Raw genomic sequence first — 21,256 nt, 5'->3', positions numbered from 1 at the left:
AGGGTGCAGTATTGGCGTCTAACAACCATAGCCCGCTACTGCCGGAACACCATGACCGCCGGGCGGGCACGGCCTATCATGACGACACCGTGCCTTCGAGAGAAAACCCAAGTGAACCGCATTGAGCACATCGGATTGATGGCCAGCTACAACCAGTGGATGAACCGCAAGCTCTACGACGCGGCCAGCACGCTGTCGGACGCGCAATTGTCGATGGACCGACAGGCTTTTTTCGGCTCGATACTCGGCACGCTCAACCATTTGGCCTTGGGCGACACGGTCTGGCTCAAGCGGTTTGCCCAGCATCCGGTAGGCTACCCGGCACTGGCTCCGTTGAGTGCCATCGCCACACCGGTCGACCTGAAGCAGCTGGCGTTTGCCAATATCCGCGAGCTTGCCACCCGGCGTGCCTGGCTGGACCAGCTCATCATCGACTGGGCCCAGAGCGTGCAAGAATCCGACTTGGATCATCGCCTGCACTACCACAACATGCGCGGTACCGCGGCCGATAAAGACTTCTTCAGCCTGCTGGTGCATTTCTTCAATCACCAGACCCACCACCGGGGCCAGGCAACCACCTTGCTGACCCAGGCGGGGCTGGATGTGGGGACTACGGATTTACTGGCGCTGATTGACTGAACTCGGCATACGCCTGCAGCAAGCGCGCAAACGCTTGGGGCTCGGGCAACTGTTCAAAACTTTCAACCGCCAGCGTGGAGACCCAGGGCAGTTTTTCGCGGGTCCAGGTCTCCATGAACGGCACGTAACTGTTCGCGTTATCCAGCAAGGTGGCGCGCACATTGACGAATTCATCGATGCCATGAGGGCGCGTGAACAGCCAGCTCATGCAGTGCGGGCAAAAGTAGTGGCGGTCTGCGCCGTGCAGGCCGCCAATCACCGGGCAACCCTGGGTGACCGTGAACGCGCTGGCGGGAATCAACGCGCTCAGGGAAAACGCGCTGGAGGACATCTTCTGGCAACCGGTGCAATGGCACGCCATGGTCATCACCGGGGCGGCACTCACGCTGAAACGCACACGCTCACAGCGACAGCTGCCTTCATGTGGGGGGGTGTCGACGCTCATCATGGCTTCCTTTTTATTGATGGGGTGCGTGGCAGGTTAACGTCCCGCCCCAGGGTTGAACAGGCTTGCAAAACAAAACCGAACCCTGTCTCGCTGCAGGGGTCGAAATCCCAGGTGCCGGGATTTATTACACCCCCCGCCCTCCCCGCGCGCATTGTGGGTCTACCGATGCGCGTACCCCCAAGAAGGAGACGCTTACATGGTCATTCACTTCAAGGTCGCAGGACACTTAGCCTGTGGCCACCACGGCACCAACCTCCCTTCCAGCACCGAGCTGAACCGAGTCAAGTGCCGCACCTGCCGCAACACCGAAGCCTACAAGGAAGCGCGCCGCACCCAGCGCAACGCCGCCCGCCGCGCCAACCGCAAAGCCAAGACCCATACCGCAATTGATTGGCGCAGTGCCTGGACACAACGCCTGACCGACCTGCCTGGCTTGCAGCGCCTGCCACGTGGCTTCAGTGGGCAGCCATTCGTTTAGGCCATTGATGCACATTGACCCGAAGTGAGGGCACTTGCGCCCTCACCCCCAAACTGTCTTGTAGGAGCGATGTCGCATTGGCCTGTGAAGCCAAGCACATTTGCGCGGGACAATAGGCATTCTCCGATCTACCGCTGAAAACCTTTCTAGATCACTGATCTAGCAAGGTTTTTCGTCGGCCTCGGAATGCAACAAAGCCACCGTTCGACCTTGCGCCTAAGCGCCTGGATCTATATATTCCCAACCCTGCAACAACGCGCTGCCGCCCGAATGGCGAAACTGGTAGACGCATGGGACTTAAAATCCCCCGCTCGTAAGGGCGTCCCGGTTCGATTCCGGGTTCGGGCACCATCTTTTGTTCTACTGACGGCCATAAATGTCCGTAGAGTCCTTTAAAACTCGCCATTTGGCGAGTTTTTTTTGTTCATCTCATTCCGTCGGTTTCCAAGTGATTCCGGCGCTTTTAAGGGTAAGATTTGGGGTACAGGTCAGTTCGATAATTGGTAGAACCCTTATGTCGCGCACTACAACTCCGCTTTCTGATGCAGCTTGTCACACAGCCAAGCCGCGAGAATGCGCCTATAACCTATAAACTTTTCGATGGTGAAGGTCTCTATCTCTTAGTGCAGGCCAACGGTCGGAAAGTTTGGCGCATGCGATACGTCAAACCTGATGGCAAGGAGGGCCTAACCTCTTTCGGCAATTATTCTGTGATCAGCCTGATGGATGCGCGGGCCAAATGGTTAGAAGTCAAGAGACTCCTGGCGCAAGGCATTAACCTCGTACAAAACAAGCGGAATGGGTCCAGCTCAAAGTCCGTCAACTGACGGTAGCCATCCGCATCGCGATGCAGACAAACCCCAGTGTGTTTCCCACTTTCTTTTTCTCTGCACGTTTGCGAAGCTCATGCAGAAAATGCGCATCACGGCCCAGTGCAATCACTTAAGCGCATTCATGCGCAACCCTGGCAGCCGCTTCCACAATGTAATGACGGCGGTTATGGTCCAAACTGATGAACACATCATCCGGCAGGTTGCCAACTGCATTCCCAACCTGGAATACCTGGAAAAGAACATCATCACCAACGAGCAGCACTACTTCTTCGACGTCTGCTTCCCCGACACATCCCGCAGCTGCAAGGCGCCCGTGGCCCCCAACGCCATCGCAGCCCCTAGAAACTCCGCCCGCGTACTGCTGGAGCAAACCCCTGATGACAATTTCGAAGGTGGCGAACCGGTTCTGGCCAGCCTGCGCGACAAATGGCGCAACGACGAACACCGCCCGGTGCGGGTCGTGCGCAGCCTGCCCTTCGTAGGCTACGACGAAACCACCGGCCTCTACTGCTACCCCACCTTCGGCTTTCACCAAGGCAAGGAACTGCCGGTGAACGACCACGGCTTCATCGACATCGCCGGCAACGGTATCAAGACCTCCCTGGCCAATTTCAAAATTGAGCGCGGTCAGGACTTCGATCCTGAAAGGTTCGAGGACTTCCTGGCGGTGAACGGGCTTAACGGGCTGGCAATCTTGTTCTGGTGGACGGCCACCTACTTCGTGCAGCAGATCGGTGAACAGCAGATATCCTTTTCCTTTTTGGAATTCATTGGCCAACCCGGGGCAGGCAAAGCCTCATCGCCGGCATGTTCTTGATGAGCCTGATCCACCATCACTACCGGCTTAAACTCACCGACTTGCGCGGCCTGGATCTCAAACTCTTTGAGGACTGCATCAGCATGCTGCGCTTGGACTACCTCACCCATGTGGGGAGCCGCAAACCATGACCCTGCACTACTGCGCCAACGCCCTGATAGGCACCTTCTGCCTGCCCACCCGCTACGTCGAAAGCTGCCGCGCCGAAGACCTCGCAGAACTGGCCGCCGCCGATCACTGGCGCGCCCACCCGGAGAGCCGTCCGACATTCATCACCGTCGTGCACCTGCACAATGTCGAAGGCCGCGACCTGGGTTTATTTGAAGTGCGCTGCGAACGTAAGCCCGTATTCACGGCCAGCCCGTTGCAGCAAGGCTGAAAAGAGACGGTGCTGATGGTTCGCACCTCCCCGACACCTGCCCCCACAAAAGGAGCAACATCATGCAAGCACGGCACCTCCGCAGCAGCGGGCACAAGGCTACTACGGTGCGAGGACACCACCACGGATAAGCGGCGAATAGCACACCTCCCCACCCGACAGCGTACCGGTACCTGCTGCCTACGAATCGACGGTGAACTGGTGTTCGTGCCAGAAGAGCAACCGAAGCAAGCCCGTCAACAACTGGGCCTGCGATCCGACGCCCACACTACACCCCCACCTTATCTTGTAAGCACATCTCGCTTCGACACTACAATGCTCAGGAGCGCAGTGTGATGAACGCACGAGACTGCGCGCCAAAACAGAATGCCTCGAGTATCGAGGCATTCTGTTTTTAAGGCTCACCCACACTATGTATAGTGATCAAGACACATCCAACGAAAACCTCAGAAACAACTTACACTTGAATAAAAATTTATTCCCTAACACCCATGGCATTCTCTTGAGCACATCGAATATAAGGATTAATATTCAATAAACAGGCTCACCATAAGCATAAGTACCAAATCCACCGCACTTCCCACACTTACAGCCGTACCCGTGCCACTGTGTCGAAGCACTAGTGGTAGCAGTGCCACTACTCGCGCCTGATGACCCGGACCCAACAGGTACTGAAGGGGATGGAGAATCACCTAAAAATCCCCTTCCTTGAATTAGAACCGGACTGGCAATATCAATATCTTGACGCCGAACTTCTTTGACTCTGGGCGTGCCATCTGAAGCATCATTAATAAAAATTTTTTCCCTATCCACATTGTCGACCACTCCATTTACAACAGTTCCATTTTTCAGCACAAGCCTATGACAAGTGCCTTTGGCGAAATCCATTATTGATTCAGACATGACAATTCTCCGTCCAGAAGATAACAATTTAAATTCATGTAGAACTTGCCGTTCACAGATGAAACACTAGAGCACTCAACCCTCAATAAGAACTGTTAAACATAACAGTTTTTTATAACAAATTACAATAATCTGAATTTCAAATCGAAATAACAAGGGTGAAAATTAATTAGCGAAGCAGTTTCTGTTGGTGCTTTTCAAAAATTAAATATCGCCACTTGACCCTTCGGATTTTTCTGTCCCTAAAGAAAAGCTGTGCGCTTCTTCACGTCTGCCTTATCAGGAAAGATTGCGACGAACTGCCAAGACACCTCAGGAAACTATTCCCATATCACCAGTTGGGCTGGAAGCTTCCATAAATCCCGAGTGATTGAGCCACCGCCCCAGCCCAAGCCAATGGCAAAGCCGCTACCAAAGCTGCAGGAACCCGGCTTCTACATCGTGCTTAAAAGCATCACAGCGGATCAGTTGAAGACCACGTTCTTCTCTTCACCAAGCCCCGGCGTACTCGAACAGTTCGAATCGTTGAACCCCGGCCTCGGCGAGGCTAAAGCAGGTTCCAAGATCGTGCTCAGCGATCCGAACAAACTTTCAATGCACTCGTCAGGAAGCGTTACTCGTCACAGCCGCAGCCCAGACCAATAAAGCTCTAGAGCCCCTTAGCGCAGATGAGGCTGACTTCATGCAGCGTTACCGTGAGGAAATCCAAAGCTTTCTGGCCCTACGATCGACTGCCACAGGCGTGAGCGTGGCCATGTTTCCCGCGAATCTAGACGACATCAAAAATGTCCTTCGGGAAATCGAGGCACTGCACCAGAGAGCGTTCGTCAAAGACGGCCATCTATGATCACCGAAGTTTTTCAGCGCGCGTAAACGCTTGCTTGCACAACTCGATAACTACCTGAAATCCCTTGTCTGCAAAGGTGTTGGTCTGCCCGATCATCCCAACCTCAAATCCGCGCTCGGCATTTCAAACCGCAGTTTGGTACATCGGTGGACACGGGCCGGCGCTCCTGGGCAAATACCTGGCTACGCCACCAACATAGAAGGAGTTGCCAAGGCTGCTAAAGTCATGAAGTACGGTGGCTGGGTGGCACAGCGATAGGTGGCGGGGCCTCGTATTTGAAGGTGCAAAACGTAAATGCCGCAGGCAATGCAGAGGCGTGTGAAAAGGTCAAATTTACTGAGCCCGGTAGCTTCGTCGGGGGTGTCGGTGGTCTTGCGCGAGCTTACTAGCCGCCAATGCTCTGAATTCGTCCAGGTTGAACACGGGTGCAAAGAGCTTTTTGAACAGGGGCTTGGCCAGCGTCTGAGCCACACCCTGTGCCCCAGCAATCTGTTTGTCGAGTGCCTGAATTTGCGCGTCGACATCGACGATTTCGGGCACAGCAATGAACTGATCAACCGTCAGTTTTGTACGAAACCCTGCCAGAGCAGCTTCGGCGACGCTTACCTTGCCAGCGCAAGCGCGCTGCGCATCGCTGTGTTTTTGATACTCCGAACGCAGGGCAACAGCTGCATTGCCAAGCGCCAGCTCAAGCAAGGACGCTCGCTGCGCAGACCGTCATCAGCGCCGCCAACGTGGACTTTCCTCGGGCGTTGTCAGCATAAATAAGTGTCACTTTTTCCAGATCAAGGGCCTTGGGCCCCTCCCTCTTGATGACTCCCCGTCCTAGAGCCTAGTCAAAATGTTTTTTGGGCATCGAAATCTCCAATGCCCCAATATTCGGACATACGGTACCCCATGAAATTACTCATGAAACAGCCAGATTTCCCGGTTTTTTTCCATGAGACCGCGTGGTTCCAAACACGCCAAGTGTCTTCATGAAAAGGATATTTTTAGGGATACAGTCCTAAATACGTCGAACATAGGTTTTCGATTCCGGGTTCGGGCACCATCTTTTGTTTCACTGACAGCCAGTAAAGCCCGTGAAACCCTTTAAAACCCCTTGGCGGGTTTTTTCGTTTCTGGCATTCCATCGGCTTTCTGCTGAGTCCAAGGTTAGGCTTTCGGGTGGAAGACAGAGTGCTAAAAAGTAGTACGCTTATGCCGCCTACCGCCTCGCGTCTATCTACCGGCGTAGCCTGAGGAGATCCTTTGTCCACTCTCACACTGACGTCGCACATCTTCAGCACACCCCGCCATACGACGCACTATCTGGCGTTGGGCCCGGTCGATGGGCCGTTGATGATATTCCTGCACGGTTGGCCGGAGATAAGCCTGATCTGGCGCGCGCAGATGGAAGCCTTCGCTGCCGAAGGCTGGCATTGCATTGCACCGGACATGCGCGGCTATGGTCGCTCTTCTGCGCCAGCAGACGTCGATGCGTACACCCTTGAAAATATCGTGGCGGACATGGCAGCACTGCATGACCATCTCGGTGGCCTGCCCGCCATTTGGGTGGGCCACGATTGGGGCAGTGTCGTAGCGGGCGAATTGGTCGCTCATGAGCCGCAGCGCAGCCGCGGCGTTGTGCTGGTATCGGTGCCCTACTTCCCGACGACGAACGCGTTGCCGACGCTGGTCCCGCTGGTTGATCGCGCGATCTATCCAGAGGACCTGTACCCAGACGGTCAATGGGACTATTACCGCTACTACAACAAGCACTTTGCGTCCGCTGTCGCTGACCTGGATGCGGATAAAGCTGCCTCGTTGGCGTCGATTTATCGGCGAGGCGACCCTGCAAGCATCGCCAAGGTTGCATCCAATGCCGAAGTGACCCGCAAAGGTGGGCGGTTTGGCCAAGCGCACCAGGCCCCACCCACTCAACCAGACCTCGCGCTCTGGCCCGCGGCGGACTTCGCTGTACTGGTCCAGACGTTCGAGACGCATGGTTTCCGCGCGCCCTGCGCATGGTATTTGAACGACGCTGCCAACGTCGATTATGCCAATCGGTCACTCAAGGGCGGCCGCCTGTCGTTGCCCGTTCTGTTCGTGAACGGCGATTACGACCCGATGAATACCATCAAGGGCAATCAGTTGGGCGAGCCGATGCGCGCGGCCTGCGCAGACCTCACCGTGACCAGCCTACCCGGCGGGCATTGGTTGCCGGTGGAGTGCAAGGCGGAACTGGTTGAGGCCATCAGTGCTTGGTTAAAGGCAAAAGGCTAGCAGCGTTGCACTGTTTTCGGGTGATCTGGAACCTGAATCGGGGTGGACGCGAGGGAACGATCTGAAGCCCGGCACCCTCTATTCATCAGCAGCCAACTGCCCAGGCCGCACCCGTTGCCTTCTCCAGACACCCCATGCGGATGAGTCCGCGACCCACCCAGAAAAGGTCAGCCTTCATGTCTTACGATTACCAGGGTATTGCCAGCGTCATCACTGCATCCCGTCACATGGGTACGCACTCGGACGAACTGCTCAATGAGGCAGTGAATATTCAACTGACCAGCAGCGGCAAGCCGACCATCGCGCGCCTGAGTTTCGACGCCCCCCTTCAATGGCCCGCCCACCCCAACGCTGTGGTGGTCAACTTGCCGGACGGTACGTCGGTCGGCGGTGTGATCGCCGAGATCGAAAAATCAGCCGATGGCCCTGGCTGGGTGACGTTTACCGTAGATGACTGAGCCGCCGAAGGCCGCCGTCGCTGAACGCTGAAGAGCAGTCGCCCTGCAGATACAAAAATCCCGACGCAAAGGTCGGGATTTTTGTATCCGCCGGCTTATCAGTTGTCGGGATGCTCGCTCGCGACCGAGTCGGCAGCATCCACGTCAGACATGTCTTCTTCGAGCGGTGCCTCGTCGTCCGCCGGGAGCGGGATATTATCCTCGTCACGCTTTGGATCATGCCCGGTCTCGTTGTCTGTGCCGCGGGTTACGTCCTGCTGTGAAATGTTCCCAGGGGCGTTTTCATTGATGTCCATACTGGCTCTCCACTCTGACGCTCGGGTTATCCGCGCTTATTCGTCAGAGGCGTCACGGCAGCCGGAGTGCCCAGCATTAGACGAATGGTGCGATATAAAACACAACGTCAAACCCGTGGTGGCAGGGGTAACGCGCCAGAGGTGTCTGCCTTTCCCAACTCGATAGCATGAAGGGGGCTATGCTGGAGCGACACGCCGAACCCCCGCAGTAATGACCCTATCGGAGACCCGACATGAATCCAAACGCCACCGCCCTTGTCCTGATCGAGTTCCAGAACGACTTCACCACGCCAGGGGGCGTGTTCCATGACGCCGTCAAAGAGGTGATGCACCAGTCCGACATGCTGGCCAACACCGCGACCACGGTGCAACAGGCGCGCAAGTTGGGCGTCAAGATCATTCACCTGCCGATCCAGTTCGCCGATGGCTACCCCGAGCTGACCACGCGTGACTATGGGATTCTCAAGGGCGTTGCCGACGGCAGCGCGTTTCGCGCAGGCAGTTGGGGGGCCGAGATCACCGATGCAATTACCCGTGAAACCGGCGACATCCTGGTGGAGGGCAAGCGCGGGCTGGATGGGTTTGCGACCACGGGACTGGACTTGGTGCTGCGCAACAACGGGATCCACAACCTGGTGGTGGCAGGGTTTCTGACCAACTGCTGTGTCGAGGGCACCGTGCGCTCTGGCTACGAGAAGGGTTACAACGTCGTGACCTTGACCGACTGCACGGCGACCTTCACCGAGGAGCAGCAAAAGGCTGCCGAGAACTTCACCTTGCCAATGTTTTCCCAGGCGCTGCGGCATACCGAGTTCCTGGGCGCTTTGAGCGCCAAGTAGGCAAAAAAAGGGCGACTGATCAATCAGTCGCCCCTTTTGCTGTATGCCTGCTATTGCGCTCAACCGTTCAACGTCAGCCCCGGATAAGCCCGCACCGGCACCTTGTGGCGCTGCGGTTGTTGGCGTGCAAGCTGGGCCTGGACCTGTGCGACGGCATCCAGCACACGCTGTGCCCATTGCTCGTCTTGCGGGTCCACAACCACCACACGAAAACCGTGATCGACGCCTTCAAGCTGCACACCCTCGGAGTCATCGACATGCAGGTCAATGTCGAAGGCCGGTGGGAATTTCGATGGCGTGCTGGTCAGCCCACGCTCGGTAAGGGCCTGGTTATGCCGCACGCTGTTGACCACGCCATCGACGTGGATGCCATACAACAGCAACCAGCGCCGGATGTAGGACGGGGTGCGACCGGACGAGGTGTAGACCCAGACGCTACAGCCCTGGCGACGCAGTTCGCGGGTCAGGGAGCGGGTGCCGCTGCGCAGCGGTTCACCCAGCCAACGGTGCACACAGGCCGGCAAGCGGCTGTGTTCGGTCGCGCTGTGGTGCAGTTGGCAGGCCAACGTGTCATCGATATCGAATGAAATACGGATGCGCTGACGCTTGAACACACGCGTGATTGTGTCGAGCACTGAAAACCTTCCCATCATTGGCCCCCCTGGTAGGCGGGCGCTGGTGCGTCGCGGAGGAAAAAACCCATGGGGTCAGGGGCCTTATCTTCCAGGAACGCCGCATATTTTTTCTTGATCTTGGGCAATTCGTACAACGCCATGACGCCGTGCTTGGCCGAGTTGCGTATGACCGAGGACGGGTTGAAATAGCCCTCGGCGTTGTCCAGCGTCAACACGAAAGGCGCCAACCCCTCGCGCATCAGCAAGTAACTGACGATCAACGACCCACTGCGGTGGTTGCCTTCAATGAACAACTGCGGCTTGCTGAGGACGCGCACATAGACACCGGCGGCGCGCTTCCACACTGATTCGTTGTGGTGCTTGCAGTACCAGTTGTACAGGTCCTTGATGCCGCCCTCGACATTGTTGAAAAAATGCACTTCGGTGGCAGCCAGGTGCTGGGCATATTCCCGCCTGCGTACCGGGTCTGTACCGCAGAGCACGGTGGCATTGATCTCCAGCATCAGGTTCAACTGCTGGAGGTCGAACAGGTCGACACCGCGCGCCACATAGTCGTCAATCAGCGCATAGCCTTCAAGAACATTCTGCAGCACTTCGTCTGTCAGTGGGTCGCGTGGCTCGGTGAAGTCCCGGCTGAGCTGGGCAAAACGGCCCTGTACCTCACGCAGTGCGCGTTCGATCGCGAGCAAATCAAGACGACGTGTTGCAGTCATTGGCAATCCTGGAAACGGTGGAAGGCGGATCAGCTGAATTTGCCGCTGATGTAGTCCCCGGTCATTTGTTCGCGCGGGTTTTCGAAGATCTGGGTGGTCGCGCCCATTTCCACCAGGTAACCGGTGCGGGTGCCCTGGGAGATGTCCACCGAGAAAAACGCGGTGGTGTCGGCCACACGAATCGCCTGCTGCATGTTGTGCGTCACCAGGGCGATGGTGTAGTCCTTTTTCAGCTCGACCATCAGTTCCTCGACCCGGCGCGTGGCAATCGGGTCCAGGGCCGAGCAAGGTTCGTCCAGCAACAGCACTTCCGGCTCGGTGGCGATGGCACGGGCGATGCACAGGCGTTGCTGCTGACCGCCAGAGAGCGACAGGCCGCTGACCTTGAGCTTGTCCTTGACCTCATCCCACAGCGCCGCGCCTTGCAGGGCGTGCTTGACGCGATCGCCAAGGTCGCCCTTGTAGCGGTTCAGGCGCAGGCCAAAGGCCACGTTGTCAAAGATGCTCATCGAGAACGGGTTCGGCTGTTGGAACACCATGCCGATGTAACGGCGCACGACCACAGGGTCAACGCCCTTGCCGTAGACGTCCTGGCCAAGGAAGTGCACATGGCCTTCGAAACGGAAGCCCTTCACCAGGTCGTTCATGCGGTTGAGGCTGCGCAGCACGGTGGATTTGCCGCAGCCGGAGGGGCCGATGAAGCCGGTGATCTTGTTCTTTTCGATCGGCACATGGCTGTCACGCACCGCCATGAAGTTGCCATAGAAAATCTTGTCCAGCTTGCAGTCCATGACCACAGGCGACTGGGTGATAAACGGAGCGGCTACTTGCGCAGATGACATGTTCAAAATTCAGGTGCTCCCGTTCTTAGTACTTGGGCTTGCCGAAAATACGGCTCACGATATTCACAACCAGCACGATCATTACCAGCACCAACGAGGCCGCCCAGGCGAGCTCGAGCTGGTTGTCGAAAGGCATGCCGGAGAAGTTGTAAATCAGCACGGCCAGGGACGCCGTCGGATTCATGACTGCAAGGCTGCCGTCGTGGTAGATCCAGTAGTTACTGAACAGCGCGGTGAACAACAGCGGCGCGGTTTCGCCGGCAGCGCGTGCCACGGCGAGCATGACGCCCGTCAGGATCGCGGGCATGCCGGTGGGCAAGACGATTTTCCAGATCACCTGCGAACGGGTGCAGCCCATGCCATAGGCCGCGTCCTTCATGATCTTGGGCACCATCTTCATCGACTCTTCAGCCGTCAGCACCACGATAGGCAACATCAGTACAGCCAGCGCCACGCCACCGGCGGGTGCCGAGTACGTGCCGGTGGTCATGACCACCAGGGCGTAGGCGAACACGCCGGCCAGGATCGAGGGCAAGCCAGTGAGCATCTTGGCGGCAAAGCGCGAGGCGTTCGCCAGCTTGCTGTCCGGACCCAGTTCCGCGAGGAAGATCGCCGCCAGGATGCCGACCGGCACGGCGATGGCGGCGGCAATACCGACCATCACGAAGGTGCCGGCCATGGCGTTGCCGAAGCCACCGCCGGTCTCGAAGCCGGTGGGTGGCAGCTCGGTGAACACTTCCAGGCTCAGGCGCGCGCCGCCACGGGTGATCAGCATGTAGAGCACGGAAATCAGCGGCACACTGGCCAGCAGCGCGCCGAACCACACCAGGGTGGTCAGCACCAGGCTGCGCAGGGCACGCCCTTCAAACCGGCGCTGCAGGCTTGGCATGGCGGTGATTGGAGACGAGAGGTCAGTCATTACTTGGTACCCCGCTGGGCGTAGACCATGATCATCGAACCGATGATGTTCACCAGCAGCGTGATGAACATCAGCACCAGTGCGGCGTACATCAACACTTCGATCTCGTTCGGGCCGGCTTCGGGAAAGTTCAGCGCCAACAAGGCCGCCAGGGTATTGGCCGGGGCGAACAGCGAGAGGGAAATGTTGTTGGCGTTACCCACCAGCATGGCCAGGGCCATGGTTTCACCCAAGGCGCGGCCCAGGCCCAGCACCAGCGATCCGAAGATGCCAGTGGCGGCGGACGGCACCATCACCTTGAGAATCGCTTCCCAGTGAGTGGTGCCCATGCCGTAGGCGGCTTGCTTGGTTTTCATCGGGACACCCGTGAGGGCGTCCTGGGACACGGCAGCAATGGTCGGCAGAATCATGATGGCCAGCACCAGTGCAGCTGGTAACAGGCCCGGCCCGCTGAGGGACGTGCCGAAAAAAGGAATCCAGCCGAGTTCGCTGTTCAGCCACGCGGTGAGCGGGCGGATGGCCGGGATAACCACATAAATGCCCCAGAGGCCGTAGACCACGCTGGGGATGGCTGCGAGCAATTCGACGATGGTGCGAAACACCGCCGCCAATTTGGCTGGCAGGAAATCCTGGGTGAGGAAAATAGCCATGCTGACGCCAAAAAAGCCTGCGATCAGCAACGCAATCAGGGCGCTGTACAGCGTGCCCCAAATCGCGGGCAGGATCCCGTACTTGCCTTGGTTAACGTCCCAGACACTGCCGAACAGCACGTCAAAGCCGTGCTTTTCCATACCGGGAAGTGCCTTGCGCCCTACTTCGAAGACCAGCGCGAAAACCAGCGCCAGCACCAGCACTACGCCTATGCGTGCAAGTGCACGGAAGGTGCGGTCAACCACAAAGTCCTTCGTGGACGGCGGCTGGCACGCAGAATCCGGGTTAACCGGTACGACAAAAGGTGTGTTCATTGGCTAATTCCGGAACAAGGGGGGAACGCTCCCGGCATGGCTGACAGCCCATGCTGGGAGCGGCCTGGCGGCCTTACTGGATGTTGGCGGAAGCTTTGCGAACCTGGTCGACAACCGATGGAGGCAGTGGGATGTAGCCCATCGAGTCGGCGATTTTCTGACCTTCGGTCAGGCTGTACTCGACCATGTCACGCATGGCTTTGGCTTTGGCTGGGTTGCCGTTGTCCTTGCGGAAGATCATCCAGGTGTAGGAAGTGATCGGGTAGGACTTGGCGCCATCCGGGTCCGGCAGCCAGGCCACCAGGCTTTCCGGCATTTTCACCGCGGCCAGGGCTTCGGCGCCGCTCTCGGCGTTCGGTACCACGTACTTGCCGGCCTTGTTCTGCAGCTGGGCAAAGTCAACCTTGGCGAGTTTGGCAAAGCCGTACTCGATGTAGCCAATCGCGCCTGGGGTCTGGCGTACGGTGGCGGTCACGCCATCGTTCTTCGGCGATTTGATGAACTTGTCGCTGGCGGGCCAGTTGACGGTGTTGCCTTCGCCCAGGTCTTTCTGGAACTCAGGGTTGATCGCAGCCAAGTGCTTGGTGAACACAGCGGTGGTGCCGCTGGAGTCTGCACGCACTACAACAGTGATCGGCATGTCAGGCAGTTTCAGGCCCGGGTTGGCGGCGGCGATCTTTGGATCGTTCCACTTGGTGATCTTGCCCAGGAAGATGTTGGAGTACACATCGCGTGGCAATTTGAGTTCTTTAGGATTGCCCGGCAGGTTGAACGCCAACACGATTTCACCGGCAGTCATCGGAAGCAGTTGCGCGCCTTCGGCAACCTTGGCGATGTCTTCGTCTTTCATGGCCGAGTCGCTGGCGGCGAAGTCGACGGTTTTGTTCAGGAAGTCCTGTACACCCGCACCGCTACCTTTGGATTGGTAATCAACGGTGACACCCTCGGTTTTCTTGCTGAAATCCTTGAACCAGGTGAGGTAGATCGGGGCTGGGAAACTCGCACCGGAACCGGTGAGGCGGATGCTTTCGGCAGCAAACACCGAGGTGGCACTGAGAGAAACCGCAACGGCGAGTGCAGCAGACTTCATCAGACGTTTCATTCAGGAAAATCCTTGTGAATTACGGGCTCGGGAACTCTGCAACAATCTTGTTACGGTTTTATGAACGTGGAATGGCAAAACGCCTTGTTGTCCCCCTCTCCCACCGCAATCGCGCGATTTGATGTCATTGGTTAGTAACAAAATGCGACTAAGACTTTGCCATCTCCCACCACGCGAGTTCCGCCCATGTCCTCAATCGAAGACACCTTGATGCAGCGCATCCACCGTGAGTTGCTGGATCACAGTGACGAAGAGCTGGAACTGGAATTATCCGAAGACGGGCATGACCTGAACGCACTGTTTGATGAGCACGTTGGAGAAAGCCGCGAGAAAGCCGCACGGCGGGTGTATTTCAGCGAACTGTTCCGCCTGCAGGGCGAATTGGTGAAGTTGCAAAGCTGGGTGGTGAAGACCGGCCACAAGGTGGTGATCCTGTTCGAAGGGCGTGATGCTGCCGGCAAGGGCGGTGTGATCAAGCGCATTACCCAGCGCCTGAACCCCAGGGTCTGCCGCGTTGCCGCCCTGCCCGCGCCGAATGACCGCGAGCAGACCCAGTGGTATTTCCAGCGCTACGTCTCGCACCTGCCGGCCGCCGGTGAAATCGTACTGTTCGACCGCAGTTGGTACAACCGCGCCGGTGTCGAGCAGGTCATGGGGTTTTGCAACGAGGACCAGTACGAAGAGTTCTTCCGCACGGTGCCGGAGTTCGAACGAATGCTCGCCCGCTCCGGTATCCAACTGATCAAGTACTGGTTTTCGATTTCCGACCAGGAACAGCACCTGCGTTTTCTCAGTCGCATCCACGACCCCCTCAAGCAATGGAAACTCAGCCCCATGGACTTGGAGTCGCGCCGGCGCTGGGAAGCCTATACCAAGGCCAAGGAAATCATGCTCGAACGCACCCACATCGCCGAAGCGCCGTGGTGGGTGGTGCAAGCCGATGACAAGAAGAAGGCCCGCCTCAACTGCATCCACCACTTGCTCGGGCAGATGCCGTATGAAGAGGTCGAGCTGCCGGTGATCGAGCTGCCGCAGCGCGTCAGGCAGGAAGACTATTCGCGCAGCCCGACGCCGCCGGAACTCATTGTGCCGCAGCGCTACTGATCCCCCAGTGCAGGCAGGCGGCATCTCGCATCCGGATGTTCGCCCGCCTGCCTGTTTTTTTCAGACCCGTCTTAAATCATCCTGTGCCTGACAGCGATACGCTGGCCCCTTCCCACCCCCTCTGTGGAACGCGCCCGGCGCACAGCTGACAGGTACCCCGCCATGATCGACAAACACCTGCGGATCCTCATCGTGGATTCCCTTCATGCCCATGTCGTGCAGATCGAAAAAATGCTCAACCGCATGGGCCATCACTGTATCGCCACCGCCAGCAGCGACCGGGAAGGCCGGCAATTGAGCCGTGCCGGGCTGAGGCGTTTCGATGTGCTGTTGGCCGCTGATCACATGGTGCGCAAGCCCGACGTGGGAGGGGCGGCGTTTGACGCCTACGCCATCGCGAACGTGTTTATCTATGGCCGGCCTGCCGACAGCGAACAGGTCAGCCTGGCCAGCCACGGTGAGCGTTACTGGCGCTGCGGCTTGCCGGAATACCTGGTGCTGGAATGGTTCATGGCCCGCTCCAGGCGCAGCCTGCCGCAGGCTTGCGACAACCCTTCGCGAGTGCCTTGCACGGAGTCACCCGGTTACTTTGCACTGCCAGGCGCAAGGTGACCGGGCTCCGGCGGGGTCAGAGGGGGGCGCTGCTGACGACCCTCAGCGCCAACCCTTCATACGCATCCAGCGTGATGGTGAACTCACCCTCTGCCGTCAGGTCACCCTCGACCCGTTCATTGATGATGTCCACCACCATCCCCGCCGCGATATCCGGCAGGTTCAGGGTCTCGGTGATCGGCGTGGCGCCGAAGTTCAGCGCGGTAATTTGTATGCCTTTGCCGGCGGGCAATTCGTGGACCATCACCAGCAACCCTGGGTTTTGCACTTCCGGCACTTGGATCTGGCGGCTGGCGGCAATGTCGTAGGCACGGCGTACCGCGAGGATTTTCTGCAATTGCGAGGCAAACGACTCGGGGTCCTGTAATTGGCTGTTGAGGCTGCCATACAGGCTTTTCGAGCGCGGCATATGGCCGGCGGATAATTCGGCGTCCGGGTTCAGGTCGACCAGGTCATAGGCGCCACGATGAATCCAGCGCGTGTCGCCATCCTGCATCAAGTGTTCGACCTCTTCGGCCGCCAGCGGCAGCGCGCCCACCAGGTCCCAGCCCGACAAGGCAAACACCCCTGGTTGCATGGCGTTGTACATCACCAGCAGCAAATGGATCTGGCGAATCTGCCGGATGTCCGCGGGGGTGATCGCGTCCAGGTCCCGAATGCCCAGGGCGGCCGTGATGATACTGGCCGTGGTGCAGGACACGCCGTTGGTCACGAACTTGAGGTTGTACGGCGCATGCTCGCCAGCCAGGCGCTCGTACATCTGCTCGCGGATGTGCTCGCGCAGGATGTTGCCGGGAAAGGTCTGGCCCTGGTACAGGAAGGTGTCGTGGGCATGCAAGGTCCAGAAGTGCACCAGTTCGAGGGTCAGTTCATCGTGGTTCTGCAACGCGTGGATCAGCGAGCCGGGGTCGATGCCCTGGCGGTGCATTTCACGCAGCATCAGGCGCAGGAACTCGGCGTCGCCCATCAGCAACGCGTGCTGGTACGCAGGGCGGGTGATGAAGTCGTAGGACAGGTCGGCACCGCCGTGTGACATGGACGCGATGTCATCCACGGTGAGGTTCAATTCCTGGAAGCTGAAACCGCCCGCCTTGCGAATCGCCCCGCCCAGCAACTGGTTGCCGGTGATCGACAGCGGATGGCTCTCGGACCAGGCCGTACCGTCCAACTTGCGCTCCACGCCGAGGAAACCATTGGCGTCCAGGCGCAGGATCTTCGCGCCCATCACGTCGATGGCATGCAGCGCATCGCCAATGATCATCTGCTGCGCGGCGAAAGTCGGGTCCAGCCAATTCAACGACGGCTGGCCTTCCTTGAAATAATGCAGGTACACCCAGCGGCGCGGCTTGCCGTCCACGCCCAGCACCACGTCCGTCGCACTCCAGTCGGTTTCCTTGACGCCGGGTTCGAAGAAGATCACCCGTTGCAACTGGCCGACGATGTAGTGTTTGTCGCGCAATGCATCGACCTGCGCCGGGCTGAGGTTCTGCGCGTCGCGGCCCTCAGCAACGTCGGGCAGCAACGGCCAGTCTTCTTCGCGGATTTCCACCATGTGGTAAAGGCCGGGATAGTCCTCGTACGCCATCTCGGCCAGGCGGAAGTCCGCGCCCTTGCCGGTGTGGGACGGGATCACATCGTCGATGATCACCGCGTTGTGCGCCGCCGCCATGCGTGTCAACGCCTGCAACTGTGCCTCGGTGCCCAGCTGCGGGTCGATCTCGAAGCTGATGCGGTCGAAATTGCCGTCGATGGTCGGCGTGTGCTGCATGCCGCTCAGGCCGCCGGACTTCTTCAGCGGGCCATTGTGGATGCCCTGGATGCCGATCTTCGACAAGGCGTGCCACAGCGCCTCATCGCCCAGCGCCTCCAACACCGTGCCGCCTTCGCGGGTCACGATCGAGGCCGGGTAGGCGGTGAACCACACCGACGACAGCGCCGAAGCATCACGGGGCCGGGTCTGCGCGTAAGGCTGCTGCCACAACCGGCCTTGGCCCGAATAGAGCTTGGCCCGCTGGCGTGCCGCGTGCAGCATCGATTGTTCCACCAGCCAGTTCACATGGTTGTTTTCAGCCGCGGTCATATGCCTGTTACCTGTTGTCGTGAATGAGCCCGACGCGGAGGTATCAGGTATCGGTAACACCGGTCGTAGTCATATGAGGCGTATGGGCGCTATTCGTTGCATCGAATTCAAGCTTACGTCGCTCAAAACGCTCAGCCTCAGGTTGGCTGGCTTTATTTTGGACAATGCTACTGATTTCCTCCGTGTAGGGCAGGAAGGTGGAAGCAACAAGCATCCCCCAGCGCACGTCGGGGATGTCACTCAAGATATCAATCGATTTCAGGGTGGTGGTAGACAGCAACAGCTTGAGCGTGTCATTGCGTAGTACCGGGTCCTGAAGCAGATATAGCTGTAGTTCGTGATTGTGCTCGGGATGAAGCGTCCAGAGCGTGTCGGCCAAGGCCTCTGCGTTACGCTCAATGAACGTGCTCAAAACTGCCCTTTCGGGCTTATTGCTGTACCCAACCTTGGGCAGTGCGAAAATACTCTGGCGAGGGCTGAACAGAGGGATAGCTCGAAAATACGTCCAGGCTGCCTGCGATTTGCCACTGATCCTTTCAGCATTTAATAAAAGCGACCAGATAGCTTCGGGCGTGCCTTCCAGTGCCGTCAATGGACACACTGTGTGTTCAAGCAATGAGGCAACCTGATCTGGCTTGTCCACCGCTGCGGTAAGCAACTTTGCCAGGGACTCAGCGGACTCATCCAACACTTCGCTTTGGCTGAGCAATGCCTCGATAAGCGTATGCGAGGCGTGAACCAACAGCTTTTCCATACCGTCCAACTCCAGGGCCAATAGCCGGCGGTAGGTGATCCGTTCGTTATTGCCTGACGCTGTTTCAAACGTTGAACAAATCAGGCGAAGCATATCCAGTCGAGGTTCGACAAACCCCAGACTCACTAACTGCTTGAGGTCATCTGAGCGGGTTGTATCGCTGAGGTTATGAAACAGAACAGGTAGTTCATGCAACCATTTCCAGGCACCTTCGCTCTGTGCAAGCAGTGGGACTAAATCGGTAACGTCCGGCAGTTCTTGAACACTGTGCAGAATGCCCCTGCCGCCCTCTCCCAATGCGGCGACCTGATCGGGGCTCAAGCTGCTGAAAATGGTGCAAAGCAAAGCCTTTCTTGGCCCGCTCGGCACCGATATCGCCAGCCGCTCTAACAACATGGGATTTGTCTCGTAGATAGCCTGAATTAAGACGGGTGCATGCGTGCTCAGCAAAAGTGAATCGACCATCTCGGCAAATCGGTCCATGCATTGAGGAGCCGCGTTGAGGATCGTAGCCAGTTTTCCAGCGTGGGGTCCTTCATCCGAAGCGCTGCTTTGGCTGCATAGGTATTCAACCAATCCGGAGATCAAGCCGCGGCCTTCTTCCAGGGAATCATGCTCAAGTTTGCCAAGCACCCTCGCAGGGTCGTTGACCACGGTCATAACCTGCAGAGAATCGCCTCGGCGTAAGGCCAGGATCAGGTTCTTGTCATTTTGCGTCAGTGCCCCTTCATAGAAAAAACTCAGGTAATCGTTGTAGTCAATATCGAAAAAGCCGGCACGCATCAGCTCAATGACGCCTTCGAGCCCCTTAAGGTCCCGGGCCAAAACGTCCTCGTACCCCGAATTTACGGCGTCTCTGAACGCCATTCGCAGGGCACGCACACTCTTAGTTTTCAGCGATTCGAGTTCTTGCTCAAAAAGGGCAGGCTCCATCTTCGATTCGCGGTCCTGCAAATGCAAGATTGCGGTCCTGGCGCCCCGTGCCTGCCCAACCCGCCACTCACCGAACCCAGTGATCACCGAATAGATCGCCCCACGCCGCTTGATCAGTTCGGCAAATGCCTCCGGGTACAAGTTGCGCACGACCACCATCGCAAACAGCTTGTTCGCATCAAGAACCACGCCACGATCGCCGAGCAGGCTGGAGAAAATATCAAACTCATTGACGATATTCTTGATCAGCCTCATCTCATCAATGTACTCGCACACAGTCTCGATCAACCCGCGATCAAGACGCCCGATCACAGGTTTAAAGCGCTCTGCCCGCAACAAGTCCATCATCTTTTCCCCGGAGTTTTCCGAGCTTACGACGGGTATCACGGGTATGACCAGGTCGAAAAATTTGGTCTTTTCACCCACTGAGAACAACTCATCGCGAATGGCATAGATGAAATGCACGGGGCGCTTGATTTGTGGGGACTGCCTGATCGTAAAGTTGATTTCGCGCAGCCGGAAAAACACATCCTGAATACCAAACCGGTCGAGATCCTCAATCACCACCACGTCGATATCGCTGCGTTCAAAACAGTAGATAATTTCGTCGACGTTCTTGTGCAGTACGGACCCATGATGAGTCGCTTCCAACTTCCCGCCTTTCAGCGTCAACCCATCAATGCTGAAGAGCGAGAGGTACTTCAACACAGAGTGAAGAATGTACAGGCTCGACGCACCCGCAATAATCAAAGCGAACCAATCGGGGAAGCGCATGAGTGCTGGAACAAGCCAATCGGGGTCGACTTTCGGGAGCATGTTGACGGAGGGCAGATACATCCGCAGAACGCTGACGATCAGAAATGCCAAGAACACCGTGTGCAGCGCAATACTGGAATTGGAAGCTTGTACGATGCGCTTCAATCGCGTTTTTGGCAGTTTTTTCGCAGGGACGGCATATAACAGTTGTTGAACGATTGTTTCTTCAATGCGCGACATCAGATCTGATTCTGCTTCGCGTCCTACTGGACTTTCCTGCGTGAAGGTCGCCAGTGAAACCAGAATATGCTTGAACTCTGGGTGACGATCAAAAAAGGTTCTGATAACGCTGCTCTTGCCTGCACCATACCCGCCCGTGAGCGCAATATTACGAACTTGCTCATTGCGCAGCGCGTGCAGAAACACACTCGCATAGCGATCCGCTTGACTGTCCTCAAGCAATACAGGTGTCAGAGGTTCAAAAGCCCCGTCACTTTTGAGAATGGCCTTGTCGGCGTTCCACGTTTTGAGAAAGGCGTTGAAACTGCGTTTAAGCCTGCACACTAATCCTTGAGTCACTGAGTCATCCTGTTTTGCAATTAACGGTGCGGTGTGAATGCGCGCCATGATAGCTGATCG

General features: G+C 57.6%; 23 protein-coding genes, 1 tRNA gene and 1 pseudogene. 13 read left to right on the top strand and 12 right to left on the bottom strand.

Annotated elements, in window-relative coordinates:
- The first annotated feature begins 111 nt into the window (after window positions 1–111).
- Window positions 112–639, top strand: coding sequence for a DinB family protein (locus AC0IYN_RS25405; protein ID WP_457247609.1), 528 nt, complete (start codon window positions 112–114; stop codon window positions 637–639).
- Here the strand turns inward: AC0IYN_RS25405 and AC0IYN_RS25400 are convergent.
- Window positions 611–1,084, bottom strand: coding sequence for a GFA family protein (locus AC0IYN_RS25400; RefSeq protein WP_406597090.1), 474 nt, complete (start codon window positions 1,082–1,084; stop codon window positions 611–613). The genes AC0IYN_RS25405 and AC0IYN_RS25400 overlap by 29 nt on opposite strands.
- A 199-nt stretch (window positions 1,085–1,283) precedes the next feature.
- On the opposite strand from AC0IYN_RS25400, the gene AC0IYN_RS25395 reads away from it, so the two are divergent.
- From AC0IYN_RS25395 to AC0IYN_RS25370, 6 genes and pseudogenes are all read left to right on the top strand, one after another.
- Complete coding sequence (locus tag AC0IYN_RS25395; RefSeq protein WP_099492121.1) at window positions 1,284–1,565, top strand: hypothetical protein; 282 nt, start codon at window positions 1,284–1,286, stop codon at window positions 1,563–1,565.
- A 264-nt stretch (window positions 1,566–1,829) separates the two neighbouring features.
- Window positions 1,830–1,916 (top strand) — tRNA-Leu (locus AC0IYN_RS25390).
- Between the two features lie 163 nt (window positions 1,917–2,079).
- Window positions 2,080–2,374, top strand: a pseudogene (locus AC0IYN_RS25385) (Arm DNA-binding domain-containing protein); the annotation flags it as partial.
- Window positions 2,375–2,471: 97 nt separating this feature from the next.
- A complete protein-coding gene (locus tag AC0IYN_RS25380; RefSeq protein WP_471843863.1) occupies window positions 2,472–3,215 on the top strand; it encodes a hypothetical protein in 744 nt (247 codons plus the stop codon).
- Window positions 3,215–3,346 carry a hypothetical protein gene (locus AC0IYN_RS25375; RefSeq protein ID WP_457247606.1) on the top strand — a complete coding sequence of 44 codons (132 nt, stop codon included), beginning with the start codon at window positions 3,215–3,217 and terminating at the stop codon, window positions 3,344–3,346. The genes AC0IYN_RS25380 and AC0IYN_RS25375 overlap by 1 nt, the downstream gene beginning before the upstream one ends.
- Entirely contained in the window at window positions 3,343–3,594 is a 252-nt protein-coding gene (locus AC0IYN_RS25370) for a hypothetical protein (RefSeq protein WP_457247605.1), read from the top strand. Before AC0IYN_RS25375 ends, AC0IYN_RS25370 begins: the two co-directional genes overlap by 4 nt.
- A 531-nt stretch (window positions 3,595–4,125) precedes the next feature.
- Here the strand turns inward: AC0IYN_RS25370 and AC0IYN_RS25365 are convergent.
- Window positions 4,126–4,497: a hypothetical protein gene (locus AC0IYN_RS25365; protein ID WP_406597034.1), complete on the bottom strand. Its 372-nt coding sequence runs from the start codon at window positions 4,495–4,497 to the stop codon at window positions 4,126–4,128.
- Window positions 4,498–4,752: 255 nt separating this feature from the next.
- Here AC0IYN_RS25365 and AC0IYN_RS25360 point away from each other — a divergent pair, with 255 nt between their 5' ends.
- Window positions 4,753–5,142, top strand: a complete 390-nt coding sequence (locus AC0IYN_RS25360; RefSeq protein WP_406597033.1) for a hypothetical protein — start codon at window positions 4,753–4,755, stop codon at window positions 5,140–5,142.
- Window positions 5,143–5,677: 535 nt separating this feature from the next.
- Here the strand turns inward: AC0IYN_RS25360 and AC0IYN_RS25355 are convergent.
- Window positions 5,678–6,040, bottom strand: coding sequence for a hypothetical protein (locus AC0IYN_RS25355; RefSeq protein ID WP_406597032.1), 363 nt, complete (start codon window positions 6,038–6,040; stop codon window positions 5,678–5,680).
- Between the two features lie 555 nt (window positions 6,041–6,595).
- Between AC0IYN_RS25355 and AC0IYN_RS25350 the strand changes: the two genes are divergently transcribed.
- A complete protein-coding gene (locus AC0IYN_RS25350) occupies window positions 6,596–7,609 on the top strand; it encodes an alpha/beta fold hydrolase (protein ID WP_406597031.1) in 1,014 nt (337 codons plus the stop codon).
- A 176-nt stretch (window positions 7,610–7,785) separates the two neighbouring features.
- On the top strand, window positions 7,786–8,067 hold the full coding sequence (locus AC0IYN_RS25345) for a hypothetical protein (protein ID WP_099492123.1): 282 nt from the start codon (window positions 7,786–7,788) through the stop codon (window positions 8,065–8,067).
- A 98-nt stretch (window positions 8,068–8,165) separates the two neighbouring features.
- On the opposite strand, the gene AC0IYN_RS25340 is transcribed toward AC0IYN_RS25345, so the two are convergent.
- A complete protein-coding gene (locus tag AC0IYN_RS25340) occupies window positions 8,166–8,363 on the bottom strand; it encodes a hypothetical protein (RefSeq protein ID WP_406597030.1) in 198 nt (65 codons plus the stop codon).
- A gap of 233 nt (window positions 8,364–8,596) precedes the next feature.
- Here AC0IYN_RS25340 and AC0IYN_RS25335 point away from each other — a divergent pair, with 233 nt between their 5' ends.
- On the top strand, window positions 8,597–9,202 hold the full coding sequence (locus tag AC0IYN_RS25335) for a cysteine hydrolase family protein (protein WP_078048565.1): 606 nt from the start codon (window positions 8,597–8,599) through the stop codon (window positions 9,200–9,202).
- A gap of 59 nt (window positions 9,203–9,261) precedes the next feature.
- Here the strand turns inward: AC0IYN_RS25335 and AC0IYN_RS25330 are convergent, their stop codons facing one another.
- From AC0IYN_RS25330 to pstS, 6 genes are all read right to left on the bottom strand, one after another.
- Complete coding sequence (locus AC0IYN_RS25330) at window positions 9,262–9,852, bottom strand: hypothetical protein (RefSeq protein WP_406597029.1); 591 nt, start codon at window positions 9,850–9,852, stop codon at window positions 9,262–9,264.
- Window positions 9,852–10,550, bottom strand: a complete 699-nt coding sequence (locus tag AC0IYN_RS25325) for a hypothetical protein (protein ID WP_078048567.1) — start codon at window positions 10,548–10,550, stop codon at window positions 9,852–9,854. The genes AC0IYN_RS25330 and AC0IYN_RS25325 overlap by 1 nt, the downstream gene beginning before the upstream one ends.
- Window positions 10,551–10,579: 29 nt before the next feature.
- Window positions 10,580–11,341 (bottom strand): phosphate ABC transporter ATP-binding protein PstB, encoded by a 762-nt coding sequence (gene pstB, locus AC0IYN_RS25320; RefSeq protein WP_217649954.1) that lies wholly within the window; start codon window positions 11,339–11,341, stop codon window positions 10,580–10,582.
- A gap of 76 nt (window positions 11,342–11,417) precedes the next feature.
- The gene (gene pstA / locus AC0IYN_RS25315; RefSeq protein ID WP_078048569.1) at window positions 11,418–12,311 is read right to left on the bottom strand and encodes a phosphate ABC transporter permease PstA; all 894 of its coding nucleotides are present in this window, start codon (window positions 12,309–12,311) and stop codon (window positions 11,418–11,420) included.
- The gene (gene pstC, locus AC0IYN_RS25310) at window positions 12,311–13,276 is read right to left on the bottom strand and encodes a phosphate ABC transporter permease subunit PstC (protein ID WP_078048570.1); all 966 of its coding nucleotides are present in this window, start codon (window positions 13,274–13,276) and stop codon (window positions 12,311–12,313) included. The genes pstA and pstC overlap by 1 nt, the downstream gene beginning before the upstream one ends.
- 73 nt (window positions 13,277–13,349) lie before the next feature.
- Window positions 13,350–14,378 (bottom strand): phosphate ABC transporter substrate-binding protein PstS, encoded by a 1,029-nt coding sequence (gene pstS, locus AC0IYN_RS25305; protein ID WP_406597027.1) that lies wholly within the window; start codon window positions 14,376–14,378, stop codon window positions 13,350–13,352.
- A 186-nt stretch (window positions 14,379–14,564) separates the two neighbouring features.
- Here pstS and ppk2 point away from each other — a divergent pair, with 186 nt between their 5' ends.
- Window positions 14,565–15,482, top strand: coding sequence for a polyphosphate kinase 2 (ppk2, locus tag AC0IYN_RS25300; protein WP_406597026.1), 918 nt, complete (start codon window positions 14,565–14,567; stop codon window positions 15,480–15,482).
- Window positions 15,483–15,644: 162 nt separating this feature from the next.
- Window positions 15,645–16,094, top strand: a complete 450-nt coding sequence (locus AC0IYN_RS25295; protein WP_471843856.1) for a hypothetical protein — start codon at window positions 15,645–15,647, stop codon at window positions 16,092–16,094.
- Between the two features lie 16 nt (window positions 16,095–16,110).
- Here AC0IYN_RS25295 and treS read toward each other — a convergent pair whose 3' ends face one another.
- Together treS and AC0IYN_RS25285 are read right to left on the bottom strand one after the other, a co-directional pair.
- Window positions 16,111–18,174: a maltose alpha-D-glucosyltransferase gene (treS, locus tag AC0IYN_RS25290; RefSeq protein WP_406597024.1), complete on the bottom strand. Its 2,064-nt coding sequence runs from the start codon at window positions 18,172–18,174 to the stop codon at window positions 16,111–16,113.
- Between the two features lie 43 nt (window positions 18,175–18,217).
- The gene (locus tag AC0IYN_RS25285; RefSeq protein ID WP_471843854.1) at window positions 18,218–21,244 is read right to left on the bottom strand and encodes a YobI family P-loop NTPase; all 3,027 of its coding nucleotides are present in this window, start codon (window positions 21,242–21,244) and stop codon (window positions 18,218–18,220) included.
- Window positions 21,245–21,256: the final 12 nt, after the last annotated feature.

It is taken from the genome of Pseudomonas sp. AC112 (assembly GCF_979253545.1).
Note: the sequence above shows the minus strand (reverse complement) of the source record. Positions and strands in the feature narration are given on the sequence as shown.

Coding starts and splice junctions, on each gene's coding strand:
- AC0IYN_RS25400 (WP_406597090.1), bottom strand. CDS start 1,084: ATGAGCGTCGACACCCCCCCACATGAAGGCAGCTGTCGCTGTGAGCGT.
- AC0IYN_RS25395 (WP_099492121.1), top strand. CDS start 1,284: ATGGTCATTCACTTCAAGGTCGCAGGACACTTAGCCTGTGGCCACCAC.
- AC0IYN_RS25380 (WP_471843863.1), top strand. CDS start 2,472: ATGCAGAAAATGCGCATCACGGCCCAGTGCAATCACTTAAGCGCATTC.
- AC0IYN_RS25375 (WP_457247606.1), top strand. CDS start 3,215: ATGAGCCTGATCCACCATCACTACCGGCTTAAACTCACCGACTTGCGC.
- AC0IYN_RS25370 (WP_457247605.1), top strand. CDS start 3,343: ATGACCCTGCACTACTGCGCCAACGCCCTGATAGGCACCTTCTGCCTG.
- AC0IYN_RS25365 (WP_406597034.1), bottom strand. CDS start 4,497: ATGTCTGAATCAATAATGGATTTCGCCAAAGGCACTTGTCATAGGCTT.
- AC0IYN_RS25345 (WP_099492123.1), top strand. CDS start 7,786: ATGTCTTACGATTACCAGGGTATTGCCAGCGTCATCACTGCATCCCGT.
- AC0IYN_RS25340 (WP_406597030.1), bottom strand. CDS start 8,363: ATGGACATCAATGAAAACGCCCCTGGGAACATTTCACAGCAGGACGTA.
- AC0IYN_RS25335 (WP_078048565.1), top strand. CDS start 8,597: ATGAATCCAAACGCCACCGCCCTTGTCCTGATCGAGTTCCAGAACGAC.
- AC0IYN_RS25330 (WP_406597029.1), bottom strand. CDS start 9,852: ATGGGAAGGTTTTCAGTGCTCGACACAATCACGCGTGTGTTCAAGCGT.
- AC0IYN_RS25325 (WP_078048567.1), bottom strand. CDS start 10,550: ATGACTGCAACACGTCGTCTTGATTTGCTCGCGATCGAACGCGCACTG.
- pstB (WP_217649954.1), bottom strand. CDS start 11,341: ATGGACTGCAAGCTGGACAAGATTTTCTATGGCAACTTCATGGCGGTG.
- pstA (WP_078048569.1), bottom strand. CDS start 12,311: ATGACTGACCTCTCGTCTCCAATCACCGCCATGCCAAGCCTGCAGCGC.
- pstC (WP_078048570.1), bottom strand. CDS start 13,276: ATGAACACACCTTTTGTCGTACCGGTTAACCCGGATTCTGCGTGCCAG.
- pstS (WP_406597027.1), bottom strand. CDS start 14,378: ATGAAACGTCTGATGAAGTCTGCTGCACTCGCCGTTGCGGTTTCTCTC.
- ppk2 (WP_406597026.1), top strand. CDS start 14,565: ATGTCCTCAATCGAAGACACCTTGATGCAGCGCATCCACCGTGAGTTG.
- AC0IYN_RS25295 (WP_471843856.1), top strand. CDS start 15,645: ATGATCGACAAACACCTGCGGATCCTCATCGTGGATTCCCTTCATGCC.
- treS (WP_406597024.1), bottom strand. CDS start 18,174: ATGACCGCGGCTGAAAACAACCATGTGAACTGGCTGGTGGAACAATCG.
- AC0IYN_RS25285 (WP_471843854.1), bottom strand. CDS start 21,244: ATGGCGCGCATTCACACCGCACCGTTAATTGCAAAACAGGATGACTCA.